The 13,705-nt window shown below is 44.8% G+C and carries 11 protein-coding genes; 6 read left to right on the forward strand and 5 right to left on the reverse strand.

What is annotated here, in order from left to right; translation table 11 throughout:
- Positions 1 to 113 precede the first annotated feature (113 nt).
- Complete coding sequence (locus tag L9Q40_RS20030; RefSeq protein ID WP_498794317.1) at positions 114 to 1,043, reverse strand: LysR family transcriptional regulator; 930 nt, start codon at positions 1,041 to 1,043, stop codon at positions 114 to 116.
- A 128-nt stretch (positions 1,044 to 1,171) separates the two neighbouring features.
- On the opposite strand from L9Q40_RS20030, the gene L9Q40_RS20035 reads away from it, so the two are divergent.
- The 3 genes from L9Q40_RS20035 (at position 1,172) to L9Q40_RS20045 (ending at position 3,804) form a co-directional block, all read left to right on the forward strand.
- Positions 1,172 to 2,086: an alpha/beta hydrolase gene (locus tag L9Q40_RS20035; RefSeq protein WP_498794318.1), complete on the forward strand. Its 915-nt coding sequence runs from the start codon at positions 1,172 to 1,174 to the stop codon at positions 2,084 to 2,086.
- Between the two features lie 73 nt (positions 2,087 to 2,159).
- Complete coding sequence (locus L9Q40_RS20040) at positions 2,160 to 3,098, forward strand: alpha/beta hydrolase (protein ID WP_498794338.1); 939 nt, start codon at positions 2,160 to 2,162, stop codon at positions 3,096 to 3,098.
- 88 nt (positions 3,099 to 3,186) lie between these two features.
- Positions 3,187 to 3,804, forward strand: coding sequence for a flavodoxin family protein (locus tag L9Q40_RS20045; RefSeq protein WP_498794367.1), 618 nt, complete (start codon positions 3,187 to 3,189; stop codon positions 3,802 to 3,804).
- 318 nt (positions 3,805 to 4,122) lie between these two features.
- Here the strand turns inward: L9Q40_RS20045 and L9Q40_RS20050 are convergent, their stop codons facing one another.
- Positions 4,123 to 5,883 carry an ABC transporter ATP-binding protein/permease gene (locus tag L9Q40_RS20050; protein ID WP_498794339.1) on the reverse strand — a complete coding sequence of 587 codons (1,761 nt, stop codon included), beginning with the start codon at positions 5,881 to 5,883 and terminating at the stop codon, positions 4,123 to 4,125.
- 427 nt (positions 5,884 to 6,310) lie between these two features.
- On the opposite strand from L9Q40_RS20050, the gene L9Q40_RS20055 reads away from it, so the two are divergent.
- A complete protein-coding gene (locus tag L9Q40_RS20055) occupies positions 6,311 to 7,654 on the forward strand; it encodes a hypothetical protein (protein ID WP_498794340.1) in 1,344 nt (447 codons plus the stop codon).
- 451 nt (positions 7,655 to 8,105) lie between these two features.
- A complete protein-coding gene (locus L9Q40_RS20060) occupies positions 8,106 to 9,563 on the forward strand; it encodes a DUF3360 domain-containing protein (protein WP_020335378.1) in 1,458 nt (485 codons plus the stop codon).
- Between the two features lie 140 nt (positions 9,564 to 9,703).
- Here the strand turns inward: L9Q40_RS20060 and L9Q40_RS20065 are convergent, their stop codons facing one another.
- A complete protein-coding gene (locus L9Q40_RS20065; protein ID WP_498794341.1) occupies positions 9,704 to 10,318 on the reverse strand; it encodes a 3'-5' exonuclease in 615 nt (204 codons plus the stop codon).
- 218 nt (positions 10,319 to 10,536) lie between these two features.
- A complete protein-coding gene (locus tag L9Q40_RS20070; RefSeq protein WP_498794343.1) occupies positions 10,537 to 11,466 on the reverse strand; it encodes a M14 family metallopeptidase in 930 nt (309 codons plus the stop codon).
- 187 nt (positions 11,467 to 11,653) lie between these two features.
- Between L9Q40_RS20070 and L9Q40_RS20075 the strand changes: the two genes are divergently transcribed.
- A complete protein-coding gene (locus L9Q40_RS20075; protein WP_065298219.1) occupies positions 11,654 to 12,559 on the forward strand; it encodes a DUF808 domain-containing protein in 906 nt (301 codons plus the stop codon).
- Between the two features lie 86 nt (positions 12,560 to 12,645).
- On the opposite strand, the gene pyrC is transcribed toward L9Q40_RS20075, so the two are convergent.
- Entirely contained in the window at positions 12,646 to 13,674 is a 1,029-nt protein-coding gene (gene pyrC, locus L9Q40_RS20080; RefSeq protein WP_014234745.1) for a dihydroorotase, read from the reverse strand.
- Positions 13,675 to 13,705: the final 31 nt, after the last annotated feature.

The raw sequence follows: 13,705 nt of genomic DNA on the forward strand, positions 1-13,705 counted from the left end.
TACACTACAAACTTATAATAAAAATAAGCATTATAAATCATGTGATTATGATAGGTTCATTGATGTTGTTTGACTCATGAAAGCGGAGAAGAGCCTTTAAAGTAATCTGATAACTACTCTTTGGGTTTCAGAAGTTCACGCTTTTCGATTAAAAAATCCATTAACACGCGGATTTTTTTAGGCATGTTCTCTCGTGAAGGTATGTATAAATAAAACCCCGGAAACTCTTTACACCAAGGTGCTAGAACTCGAGCTAGCCTTCCTTCACTTATGTGCTTTTCCACCCACAAATCAATATGTTTCACTAAACCCACACCCTGTATAGCGGCCTTTAACATACTATAGTCATCATTAAAAATAGCATTGCCTTTAGGCTCGAAAACGACGGTGTGTTTTTCAACATCAGGAGAGGTTAGCGACCAATGGTCGATTGTTCCGCTCGAGGTAAAACGATAAGCAAGGCAATTGTGATCTTCTAAATCATCAGGAGTCTGAGGTAGTCCATTTCGCTTAAAGTATTCAGGAGAGCCCACTATTGCCGTTGTTAACGGTGGGGTAATAGGAACCGCGACCATATGTTCATCCAAGCTTATTCCTAAGCGAATGCCAGCATCAACGCCTTCTGCAACGATGTTAGAGAATCCATCATCCATGATTAACTCTAAGCGTATTTTTGGATAGAGAGTGAGGAACTCGCCAAGGTGAGGTTCAATAAGAAGCCGAGCTGCGGTTCTCGAAACGCTTATACGAATTAATCCAGAAGGTTCTAGATGGGATTCGTTCAGCTCATTAACGACTTGTTCAATGCTAGTCAACGACGGCTGCAAAATATCAAGCAGACGTTGGCCTTCTTCCGTCAACGACATGCTTCTGGTTGTTCGATTAATTAACCGAACTTGTAGCTGTTGTTCTAACGCTTTCAGGTGTTGTGATAAGGCGGCACGGGTTATCCCCATTTCTGAGGCCGCTTTAGTGAAACTGCGATGGCGAGCAATATGTGCAAACCATGTCAGTGATGAAAGTAAAGAAGGTTCTATTCGCATTTGTTAAGTATAACTAAACAGTCATGTAGGTAAAACGATATTTATCCGAAACAGTCTGTTGGCTAATATTACATCGAAGCTTAGGTCAGCCTGAGATGAACAGTTAACCTCTAACGGAGAATGTCGCTATGTCTAAAGTCACTTTCAAAAATCTAAACGGTCAAGGTATCGAGATTTCGGCGGTTATCAACTTCCCTAAAGATTTTGACGCAAGTAAACAATATGCAGCCGTTGTTGTTTCGCACCCAGGTGGCGGCGTGAAAGAGCAAACCGCAGGCTTATACGCGAGTAAACTTGCGGAAAACGGCTTAATCGCTATTGCTTTTGACCGTTCATACCAAGGAGAAAGCACGGGTCAACCTCGTCAAATGGAAAACCCTTATATAAGTACTGAAGACGTGAGTGCAGTCGTCGACTACCTAACAACTCTAGAGTACGTCGATAACGACAAAATTGGCGTGATGGGTATTTGTGCCGGTGCGGGTTACAGCGCAAACGCTGCTATTAATGACCGTCGTATTAAGGCGCTGGGTATGGTTAGCGCAGTAAATATCGGCCAAATGTTCCGTAATGGTTGGGACAATTCGGTTAACGATGCTGACGCCCTTGGTTACTTAGAGTTTGGGTCGAATGCACGTACAACTGACGCTAATGGCTCTGAATTCGCAATCATTCCTCTAGCTCCGATGCGTGAAGAAGATGCACCAAACGCAGAACTGCGAGAAGCATGGGAATATTACCACACACCACGTTGTGAACATCCAAATGCTCCGGGTTTTGCTCTAACCCGTAACTTAAACCAGATCATTACTTACGATGCGTACCACAAAGCGGAAGCATTTTTGACTCAACCAATCCTTGCTGTCGTTGGTAGTGACGCAGGCAGTAAGTGGATGAGTGATGACCTGATGGATCGAGCTGCGAGTTTAGATAAAACCTTGTATATCATTGATGGTGCAAACCATATGTCGCTTTATGATGTTGCCGAATACGTCGATGACGCAGTATCCCAACTCGCATCTTTCTTCCAACGCACTCTTTAATATTCCCCAATGAAAGGCTCAATAGCTTTGAGCCTTTCTACTCTCAAGGCTTTTTACTCTCAAGGTATGGATTATGAACATGCAAAAAATCACTTTCAGAAATGCTGATATGGCTTGGGATATGTCTGCATTAGTTTTATTCCCAGAAGGCTTTAATGAATCAAAACGCTACCCAACAATGATAAGCGTTCATCCTTTTGGTAGCTGTAAAGAACAAACATCCAGCGCTGTCTATGGTAAGGCTCTTGCTGAGTTAGGTTATGTCGTGATCGCATTTGATGCGAGCTTCCAAGGAGAATCGGGGGGATTGCCTCGTTACGTAGAAGATCCAAGTCAACGTGTTGAAGATATCAGTCGCGTTATCGACTATGCAGTGACTTTACCTTATGTCGATGAGAATAGAATTGGTGGACTAGGTATCTGCGGCGGTGGTGGTTACATCATCAATTCAGCCCTAACCGAAAAGCGCTTGAAAGCTGTCGTAGGTATTACGCCTGTCAACTTAGGCCGCTTGTTCCGTGAAGGTTTTAGTATGTACGACCCTATCGCCAACCTGGAAGCTATGGCTGCACAGCGAACAGCCGAAGCGCGTGGCTCAGAATTGCAAATCAATGAACTTCTTCCTCCAAGTGTTGAATTTGCAAAAGAAAATGGATTAACAGAACGAGACGTGTTCGAAGCTACCGAATACTATAAAACGCCACGTGGACAAACCGAAGGTGGAGCAACACGTATGTTGTTCTCACATGCACAGAAAACGCTAAGCTGGGATGCCTTTGCATTCGCAGAAACGTTATTGACTCAGCCTGTTATGGCCGTGGTCGGCCAAAAAGTAGGGGCGTTTGGTGCTTATCGTGATGGACAGGAAATTTATGGTCGCTCTGTTCAATCAAAAGACCGCCAACTGGTTAATTTGGAAAACTGGTCTCACTATGAACTGTATGACCATCCCGAAGCGGTAAGTATGGCAATGGACAAGGTTTCTGCATTCCTTAGAACACACCTAAAGTAATCTAAGCAGTTCGAAGCGTTTTGTATGGTTACAAAGCGCTTCTTTTTAACACCGTAAGATTTAGTTTGAAGTGGGTAAGTCAGTAAATATGACACGATGGATAATTATAATTGCAGTATTCGCTATTATAGTGGCCTTAACTGTTGCTTTTGTGGTGACGCGAGTTGAAAGCTCGCAGTTTTCAAAGAATAAGTCATTAAGGCAAGTCGGCTCTCTCCCTGTAGCGACTCAATCAAAAGTTGCTGTAGTTGTGTTCTCTCGCTCTGGGAGCACTGGTGTGCTCGCAAACCATATAGCAGATAAAAGGAATGGACACCTCTACGAGATTACAGCGGAAGACTATGATCTTGGAATTCCTGGGTGGATAAGTGCGTTAAAGGATGCCCGCAACAAAATTGCTGATATCAGTCCTGAAACTATTGACCTATCAACTTATGAAACAATTTATTTAGGCTCGCCTATCTGGTTATACAGCCCAGCGCCACCAATATGGCAGTTTGCTAAAAATAGCGATTTCACAGGTAAAAATGTTGTCCTATTCAATACCTTTAACAGCAAGTTTGAAGACAGTTTCATCAGAGATTTTGAATTATTAGTTCGTTCCAAAGGTGCGGTTAGCTTTAAACATCAATATGTGAATCGTGGACGTATGGGTGATCAGATTTCAACTCAGGAAATGCTAAACAACTTTGATAAATTTGAGTGAGGTTAATAGCGTCAAGACAGTCAAATAGCATAAAAATGATTTAGCATGATAGACATGCAAAGCTGTGAGAATGTTTCTCATATTCAAACTGCTAAGGCGTTGCCGATTTTTAGTAAATGACACCTTATGGTTACCATAAATGTCACTTTATGGTCCTAGCCACACCAATTATGGATGGAACCATATGGTTTTAGCCACAGAAAAACATAAATTATCTAAATAACTTCATGTCTTGTCAGTCGTCATAGCATTCTCCTGTGAACAACACTTACGTGATGCACTTTAATCCCACGACTGATAGCGAGTTTAACTACGTGTTCATTCCAAGTGCTTAAACTGCAACGCCACCAGTCGCTGATAGAGCTCACAGCTTTGCATCAATGATTGGTGGTTACCAATATCGACCAGTGCGCCATTGTCTAAAACCGCTATCTTATCTGCATGTTGGATGGTCGATAAACGATGAGCAATGATCAGTGTGGTACGGCCTTTCATTAGCGCCTCAAGCGCTTGCTGAACATGATGTTCACTTTCGCTATCGAGGGCACTGGTGGCTTCATCAAGCAGTAGGATTTTTGGATCTTTAAGAATGGCACGCGCAATCGCAATTCGCTGTTTTTGCCCTCCTGATAGCCTTACGCCGCGCTCGCCTAAAAAGCTGCGATAGCCTTCAGGCAGCTTTTCAATAAACTCATGTGCATGGGCTTTTTTCGCCGCTTCGATAACTTGTTCGTCCGTTGCCTCTGGGTTGCCGTAGCGAATATTGTGGAATACGTCGTGGCTAAATAAAGCGGGTTGCTGAGGAACGAGTGCCATTTGCTGACGAAGCTCTTTCGGGTCAAACTGGCGAATGTCCACGCCTCCAAACAGAACCTGACCTTGTTGTGGGTCGTAAAAACGTTGTAGTAGTTCGAAGAGTGTCGTTTTACCAGCACCTGACGGACCAACCAACGCCAATACTTTACCTTGCTCTGCGGTGAGATTTAATTCCTTAATGGCCGGTTGGTCGGGGCGAGACGGATAGTTGAAATTAACCGAGCTAAATGCCACCTCTGCTGAGAAGGTTGTGCTTATTGGTAAAGCATGGTCTGGCGCACTAATATCGCTTGCAACTTGGAGAATCTCAATCAACCTTTCAGTGGCACCAGCGGCCCTTTGTAGCTCGCCAAGTACTTCAGAAATGGTTGCTGTAGAGGATGCGACCATAATGGCATAAAACACAAATGCTGCTAGGTCACCGGCTGACATTTTACCGTGGATGACATCGCTGCCACCTACCCAAAGCATGCCGGCAATCGCGCTAAACACGATAACAATAACACCCGATATTAAAATCGCGCGTTGTTTCACTCGCTGTCTACCGACCTCAAATGCTTTTTCCACCTCCACGGCAAAGGCGGCTTTCTCATGTTGTTCTGAGCTAAAGCTTTGTACTGTTTTAATATGCTCTATCGCTTCTCCTGCATAGCTGCCCACATCTGCCATGGAGTCTTGGCTTTGGCGGGATAGTGCACGCACTCGTCGCCCATAGACCAAAATAGGCACCAAAACGAAGGGCACAGAAGCCAGTACAATCAGAGTGAGTTTAAAGTTGGTCGCAAACAACATAATGATCGCGCCAATACACATTAACGCACTGCGCATGGCCATCGAAAATGAGGATCCGATAATGCTCTGCAGCAAAGTCGTGTCAGTGGTGAGGCGCGACATAATATCGCCACTGCTGTTGGTCTCAAAATAACTCGGGTGCAGAGAAATAACATGGTTAAACACCGCGAGGCGAATATCAGCGCTAACGCGTTCACCTACTGATGAAACAAGATAGAAGCGAAAGAAAGTACCGATAGCAATACACAGAGTGACACCGACAATAAATTGAATCGCACTCGTTAGTTCTTGCAATGATTGTTGAGCAAACCCTTGGTCGATCAGCATCCGCACTCCATAGCCCACCGATAGCGTCAGGCTTGCGGTCGCGACTAGTGCGATCAAGGCTGCGGTAACTCGCCACTTATAAGGAGAAACAAAGGTGTTTAGCTTAAGAAGAATGCTGAGGTTTTTGTTATTTTTACTGCTCATGAGTGATCCACAAACCTTTAATAGTATTTGGAATAGTAAGTCACTTAGTCTGGTGAAACCAGTAGCGTTTACTTTTGAGGAACGATGAAGGGTATTACTATAAAAATGAAAAGATAAACTGGTTATACAAAAAGTGGGTGGCAAATGTGTATAAGAGCTTTTTTCTTCTTAAAAGAGCTTGAGCTACTTTCACCGCTAAAACGACCATGTTTCCTAACGGACTAATCTGATGAGATTGTACAGACAGCGCTAATTTCTGGCTTTTCAAAACAGTTGAAACTAATACTTAAGTTAACCTTATGTTCTTTGCCAAATGATGTTTACTCTAATAGCTGAGTAGAATTAATAAGCATCTGCTGTAGGTAAATGTACTTAGATAAATGTTCAACTCTATAAAACGAGACAGCGGATGTTACTAAGACAATTCATGTCCTTAAAACTGTTATTAAGTTCATCCATCCTATTCCTATTAACAAGCTGTGCGATTATCCCTGAAGACTTAGTTATGTCGAGCCCAGGAATGCATCTCACAAAGGCTGAAGCCACCAATCAACTGGCAATGGATGAATTAGCACTACAATCGTTAATCATGTCGATGGCCGATGATTACATCGCTTCTGTTTCTGAAGTTGCCTTCCTGCACTTACGACCAAAAACTGAAAATAGTCACGAACGAGTGTTAGTTCAATCCTTTATGCGTAACAGTTTAGGGGCTGCAACAGAAATAGCTGCAGGACGAAGCCCTGATATCGCGTTACTCGATCTCCTTGTGTTATCAACATTACAACGCTCAACTTTCGAGAATTATTGGATACCCAACATATGGGGAGCCGAAAGAGCTCAGGATGCTTTAAATCAATTAAAGAAAACAGAAGATCGCCTTTGGCAGCGCTCCTCTCGGCTGTTGACACCTTCGCAGCAACAGGTACTTCGTGACTTGATAGATGTTTGGCTCGAAGAAAATCCGGATAGGCTAGTCGTTGAGCTAACCCGATTTGACTCCTTCACAGATGCTCGTTGGATACCTCAGCATCGGCACCGACAAGAAGCCAAAGGTTTACTCGAAGAGATCGATTCTGCTGTGAGCACCGTTGATAGAGCATTGCTGTTTGGCGAACGTGCAATGTGGTATTCCAGTCGCTTGACTTATATTGCAGGCGAGCAGGTAGAACTATCGGCTTACCGTATACTTGCTTCTCCCGAGATTCAGGAGATGCTAGCTCGATACGATGAAGCGAAAGAGAGGTTTGAAGAACTCCAATCGACATTGGCTTCGTATCCGACCTCACTCGCTGAACTAGAAAATAAGCTTGTTGAAGACATCCAGAAAGAGCGTGAGCTCGCGCTCAACCAACTTTTTGAATACATTGCCTATGAACGGGAACAGATCTTTGAGTCAGTTTCAAACAGTAGCAATAAAGCAGAACAGATGTTGCCTGCGACACTAGAGTTAGTAAAGGCATCTTCGGACCTGGCTGACAAAACCAACCAAGCGAGTATTAATATTGACCGTTTATTAGCGCGCTTTGATGAGAGTTCAACTGATTTAGCAGGAGGACCTCCAGTCAACCCACTGGAGCTAATTCAGGCGTCCAGCGATCTTGCCAATCAGTTACAGCAGCTAATCTCGCATCTACAACGCGATATCAATGAATTGGAAAGGCTATCTACCAACGTGCTGGACCATATCTTCTGGCGTATTGCCATTCTGATCCTGCTTGTTTTCATTGGCTTAGTCATCCTGCGGTTTATTCCAAGACGGCTGAAATAAAATACACTGAATAGCCTCCGCGTCAGTAGACACTAGATAGCTTCTCTTGGAGCGTTCCCCCTTGGCTTTCTGTTTGAAAATTACTCACGAAAGATCAGCACGCCCTAATGAGATGTTAAAATTTTGTGCAATAAGTGAGATTTTTGTTGTTCTTTTACTAATGTCTAATATTCCTACCGATAGCAATACATGCTTAATAAGTTCAGTTCAAAAATTGGCTCCAAACCTCTTTCTTAGTGTGGCGTCGATGTTTGATGTGAATGTTTGGCAAGATACTTTTCAGTTTTCTTGTTTTCACTAGCGAAGTAAATCCATGTTTTCTTCGTTTATGAAATCAATAAAGGTGCTCGGTAGCACTTAGGGTGTTGTCTCGTATTGGTCGAAGGTCTGTATACCAAGCGAAACTCTGGTTGACATAGTTCAACTTCGAAACATAACAAAGGATAACTAAATGTCTGACACAAGTAAGACTTTTTACAGGGATGTGCGCAAAAAACCGCATGAATTTGAAAACCGAGAAGACTTTCTAAACCATGATTTAACCATCATGAGCTTTCGCCGCTGGGGTATTCATTTACCATCTCGTGATTACAGTATTGAAATCGAAGACTGGGTACCTGCATTAGCCGCAACCATTGGTAAAGTGGTCATGGTAACCGCTATGGTTGCCGCCTTTGCTGCTCAGTTCGGTTTATCTCCTGAGTTTGTCGCAGAAAACGTGCGTTACGAACTGCTTATCGCGGGCGCTCTGTTCGTTATCCTGTTCTCTGCCATCCTAAACCCGAACGCAAACTTAGCCGGTACTCACGGCCCCATGATACCGCTGATTCCAATGATTGCAGCAGCAGGGGGCCATCCACTGGCTCTCGGCTTGATGGTATGTGCTTTTGGTTTAATTCTCGCTTTTACCAAGGGTGGTTCTAAACTCATGACCCTCACTGGCATTGGGGTTCGAGGTGGGTTGCTGATTTACCTCGGCGCAGTTGGGTTGATCGGACAGATTAATAAGACTGAAGTGTGGGCTGCGAGTACGGACCAAAGTTACATTTCGTTTGTGGTCATTGGTCTAACGGTGTTGGTTTATGCCTACTTAGCCAAGATCAACAAACGTTGGTTGGCCATCCCGCTGTGTTCTGCACTAGCGGGCATTGTCGCTTATGCAATGGGCGCTGAGTTTGCTTTTACCACGGAGCCGGGCCTGCCTAATTTCAGTCCATTCTACTGGTGGGGTGAAGATACCGGCTGGCAACTAGGCTGGCCAACCCTGGAGCACTTTATTGCCGTTACGCCATTTGCTCTACTAGCCGTCGCGATGTGGTCTCCTGACTACCTCGGTCATCGTGTTTTTCAAGAACTTAACTACCCAAAAGAAGCAAAAGGCGTACTAATGGATGTCGACGACACTATGGTCGGAGCGTCTGTTCGTCAGGGCGTTGGCTCACTATTAGGTGGCGGTAATCTAGCGTCTTCTTGGGGTACGTACATGATTCCGGCGGCAATTGCCAAACGTCCTATTCCAGGCGGCGCGCTGTTAACGGGTTTAATGTGTATTGCGGCAGCAGTAATTGGTTACCCGATGGATCTAGCAATGTGGGAGCCTGTTCTACGCGTAGCGCTGATTGTCGGTGTATTCTTACCACTTCTTGAAGCGGGTATGCAGATGATACATAAGCATAAAGATTCACTCAGTGCAGGTATCTGTATTTTTGCCTGTGCATTCGTTAACCCAGTCTTTGGTTGGGCAATAACTATGCTGCTGGATAACCTCGGACTTATCGGCGACCATGAGCGCGCCAACGAGCTATCGGGCAAAGATAAATACCTGATTCCTGGTGTTGCCTTTGTCGTTTGTGCTGGCTCACTTGCTGTAGTTGGTCAGCTTCCGGGTATTCCCGCTCTGATCGGTTAATTGAACCTCGCTCTAAAGGCATAGGTGGTCACCGCCTATGCCTTTTCTCATTTGACAAGCAATGGCTACTTACAAGCAATGGCTACTTAGAACGAATGTCATTCTTTTCTGTTATCCAAAAATGCATTTAATCAGATGCGTTAAATACTACTTTTAGCGAGTAGCAGGTCCACTTTGCCTTTTGCTGTCTTACTAACGGTTTGCATAAACTGAAAGCTTGGCTTGTTGATTCCTGATTGCTCTAACTCCTCGACCATTTGAAGCCAAAGTTTGGCTGTCATTTGTGCATCTGCTAACGCACGGTGAAAAACACCGTCGTTTTCGATGTTTTTGTAGCGAACGAGCTCACCAAGTTTGTGTGACGGCGCATCTTGAATCAGTCGTCTTGCCACCAGTAACGAACAAGCGAACTCACCTGAATAGCCTTTGTTTACTCTCTCAAGCTCTGCGTCGAGAAATCGTTTATCGAATGAGGCGTTGTGAGCGATGAGGTTTTCATTGGCAATAAACTCACTAAACGATGCCATCACCTCATCGCAGCTTGGTGCGGTGCGTAACATGTTATTGGTGATGCCAGTATAACTTTCAATGAATGAGCTTACTCTGAAGCCCGGATTCATGAGCTGCTGAAAACTATCGACAACCTCACCATCAACTAATTTTACTGCTCCAATTTCAATTGCGCGGTCACCAAGGTTAGGGGAGAGGCCAGTGGTTTCAAAGTCGAGCACAACCACGGAATTTGCTTGAGGCATGAAGTTTTCCAACTAAAAAATAATGTGCAGAGTATCCTAGAAAGCGCCAGAAAAATAAAGGCGATGCACTGCCATGAACGTACGCTGGGTGTCTTTCTGGCATTGAATAATGCGTTGTATTCTTAGACTGATAAAAGGAAAGCTTCCACTTTCATAGTAGGGCACTGTATGAAAGTGGAAGCGGTAACTTATTGGAATGAAATTAAGATATGAGCGGCTTACACAGCGGGCTTGAGCTGTGAAAGAACGTAATCCAGTCCGCCTACAACCGCTGCAACCTGAGCATCATTACATTCTTCGTCAGTGACTTTTGGGCTGTCTGGGTAGACTTCAGTTGTCGTACCATATTGGCAGTTAGTCACACCGCCACATAATCCCAGTTTCACCATCGGGTAGTTGATCACGCCAAACTGAACAACAGGGGAGCCGATGATTTCGCCTTGATCGTCCGCAGGGGCAATGTGCGTCACTTTCGCTACCGATTCAATCACTGCTTTTTGGAACTCTGGCTGCGGATTCTCAGTGTCTCCGACGGTGTAAAAGCCGTCAGGAATCAAACCTTCGATGTATTCAATACCATCGCGAGCGGCTAAAGCTGGGCGGAACTCTGTTTCATCCGAGTCAGTCGTCTCGTGAAGATCAATGTGCATCAATACATCGCCCAGTGTCGCAACAAGCTGGATAAGGTTCGTGGATTCTTCCGCAGGGCTGTTTGCGTAGAAAGAGCGATTCGGGTCAATCGCGTTTGGATTCCAACGGTTAATCACCTCATAACCCCAAGGGCTCACGCATGGTGCAACAACGATATTGAAGTGCTCTGCGTAACGCTCCGCTTCTGTGTCCACGAATTTTAATGCTCCATGTACACCACTGGTTTCGTAGCCGTGCACACCACCGGTGACAAGAACAACAGGTTTTGCTGAATCCCAGTTACGTGTTTTGATGCAAAATAGTGGGAAACGATCTTCGTCATATGAGAGCGCGCCGTATTGCTCGACATCAAAACGGTCGCGAAGTGCGTCGATTTTACTGACGACTTCTTCCTGATAGCTGCGTTTTACATTGCGTTCGGCTAACCAGGCTTTACGTTCAGCTGCGCCCCAAGGTTGACCTGGGGTACCAATTGGGTAAGTGTATCCGCTTTTCATCTATACTTTTTCTTTTGTTTACTCAAAGGTAAGACAAGACTAGACGTGTCTTATCTCGACAGCAATATAAAATACCGTCCGTTATCATAATCTTTGCCAGATAATCACTTTGCTGAGCATATTTGTGGTGATACATTTTAATTTTTACTAGGTTTAATGTAACTAATTGCATTTAAAGAGATAAAAAATGGCTGGAGCAAGTTTACTCACACTGTTAGACGATATTGCCACGGTACTCGATGACATCGCGGTGATGTCAAAAGTGGCGGCAAAAAAGACAGCAGGTGTGTTAGGAGATGATTTAGCATTGAACGCCCAGCAGGTACAAGGTGTTGCCTCTGAACGCGAAATACCTGTGGTTTGGGCTGTTGCCAAGGGATCGTTTAAGAACAAATTGATTTTGGTACCCTCTGCACTACTTATTAGCGCCATTATTCCGTGGTTGATCATGCCATTGCTTCTGCTTGGTGGTCTCTTCCTCTGCTTTGAAGGCACAGAGAAAGTACTAGAGAAACTCTTCCCCCATGCTCACTCACATGAAGACAAAGAAGAGATGTTGGATAAAGGAGAGTCAGTAGAAGAGTTCGAGAAACGGAAAGTCAATGGGGCGATTCGAACGGATTTTATTCTCTCTGCTGAAATCATCGTGATTGCTTTAGGTACGGTTTCAGAAGCCAGTTTTGTCACTCAGGTTATTGTGGTGAGCCTGATTGCGATAGTGATGACCATTGGTGTTTATGGCTTAGTTGCTGGGATAGTTAAGCTCGATGACTTGGGCTTGTACCTTGAGGTGCGAGCGAAAGGAAAAGGCTTCATGGCAAAAGTCGGTAACGCACTGGTAACCTTTGCGCCGAAGCTGATGAGATTGCTAACCATAGTGGGCACAGCAGCGATGTTTTTGGTTGGTGGGGGCATCATTGTTCACAATGTGCCAGCCATTCATCACTTTGTAGAGCCAATTCTGATGGACTTTAGTGGTCACTCTTTTGCCACCGCAGTGTTACCGATTTTACTCAACGGTCTTATTGGGTTTGTTGCTGGTTTGCTTGTCGTTGGTGCCTGGACATTGATAGAAAAGGTGCGTGGGAATTAAGATCATCAAAAAACAACAAGGGTCATGACTTCTTTTTTTGATAGAAAGCCATGACCCTTTTTATTTGAGCTAGTTAAGCGAAGCGCTTATTTAACTTGCCATTCAATCTGTTCGTTCGCGCGGATAGGCACAACGATGTCATTGCCAAACGGCATTGTTTCTGGCACATCCCAAGCGGCTTTTTCTAGGGTAATTGTGTCTGTGTTACGAGCAATACCGTAGAAGTCTGGGCCATTGAAGCTTGCAAATGCTTCCAGGTTTTCCAGTTTACCTTCTTTGTCGAATACCTCAGCATAAAGCTCAACGGCTGCGTGTGCGGTGTATGAACCCGCACAGCCACAAGCCGATTCTTTCGCACCTTTTGCATGTGGCGCTGAATCTGTACCTAGGAAGAACTTCTTACTGCCGCTTGTTGCCGCTTCAATCAGCGCTTGCTGGTGGGTATTACGCTTTAGGATTGGCAGACAGTAGAAATGTGGCTTAATGCCACCGACAAGCATGTGGTTGCGGTTGAAAAGTAGGTGGTGAGCAGTGATTGTCGCCGCAACGTTATCAGACGCGTTTTTAACGAAGTTAGCTGCGTCAGCGGTGGTGATGTGTTCCAGAACAATTTTTAGATTTGGAAAATCATTAACGATAGGAGCAAGAACCGTATCAAGGAACTCTTTTTCACGGTCGAAGATGTCAACGTCGTGATGTGTGACTTCGCCATGAACCAACAGTAGCATGCCGACTTCTTCCATTGCTTCCAGAACGTGGTAGATGTTCTTTGCATTGGTCACGCCAGAGTCTGAGTTGGTGGTTGCGCCTGCTGGGTAAAGTTTTGCTGCAACAATTTTGCCAGTTGCTTTTGCGGCACGAATTTCGTCTGGAGTGGTGTTATCGGTTAGGTACAGCGACATTAATGGTTCAAATTGCTCGCCGTGCTGTTCTTTAAGGATTCTATCTCGGTAGGCTAACGCCATTTCAGTGTTGGTAACAGGTGGGACGGTGTTTGGCATGATCAGTGCGCGACCGTTGTAACGGCTGATATCGCGAACGGTGTCTTTAAGAACATCCCCATCGCGTAAGTGAACGTGCCAGTCGTCAGGACGAGTAATAGTCAGTGTTGTCATTAATTGCTCCCACCATTGAAAAAGTTGTCTG

The sequence above is a fragment of the Allocatenococcus thiocycli genome, assembly GCF_921292965.1.
Lineage (GTDB): Bacteria > Pseudomonadota > Gammaproteobacteria > Enterobacterales > Vibrionaceae > Vibrio > Vibrio natriegens.

Bases quoted from the DNA above. Each gene is read 5' to 3' on its own strand.
- L9Q40_RS20030 (WP_498794317.1), bottom strand. From the start codon at position 1,043: ATGCGAATAGAACCTTCTTTACTTTCATCACTGACATGGTTTGCACAT.
- L9Q40_RS20035 (WP_498794318.1), top strand. From the start codon at position 1,172: ATGTCTAAAGTCACTTTCAAAAATCTAAACGGTCAAGGTATCGAGATT.
- L9Q40_RS20040 (WP_498794338.1), top strand. From the start codon at position 2,160: ATGAACATGCAAAAAATCACTTTCAGAAATGCTGATATGGCTTGGGAT.
- L9Q40_RS20045 (WP_498794367.1), top strand. From the start codon at position 3,187: ATGACACGATGGATAATTATAATTGCAGTATTCGCTATTATAGTGGCC.
- L9Q40_RS20050 (WP_498794339.1), bottom strand. From the start codon at position 5,883: ATGAGCAGTAAAAATAACAAAAACCTCAGCATTCTTCTTAAGCTAAAC.
- L9Q40_RS20055 (WP_498794340.1), top strand. From the start codon at position 6,311: ATGTCCTTAAAACTGTTATTAAGTTCATCCATCCTATTCCTATTAACA.
- L9Q40_RS20060 (WP_020335378.1), top strand. From the start codon at position 8,106: ATGTCTGACACAAGTAAGACTTTTTACAGGGATGTGCGCAAAAAACCG.
- L9Q40_RS20065 (WP_498794341.1), bottom strand. From the start codon at position 10,318: ATGCCTCAAGCAAATTCCGTGGTTGTGCTCGACTTTGAAACCACTGGC.
- L9Q40_RS20070 (WP_498794343.1), bottom strand. From the start codon at position 11,466: ATGAAAAGCGGATACACTTACCCAATTGGTACCCCAGGTCAACCTTGG.
- L9Q40_RS20075 (WP_065298219.1), top strand. From the start codon at position 11,654: ATGGCTGGAGCAAGTTTACTCACACTGTTAGACGATATTGCCACGGTA.
- pyrC (WP_014234745.1), bottom strand. From the start codon at position 13,674: ATGACAACACTGACTATTACTCGTCCTGACGACTGGCACGTTCACTTA.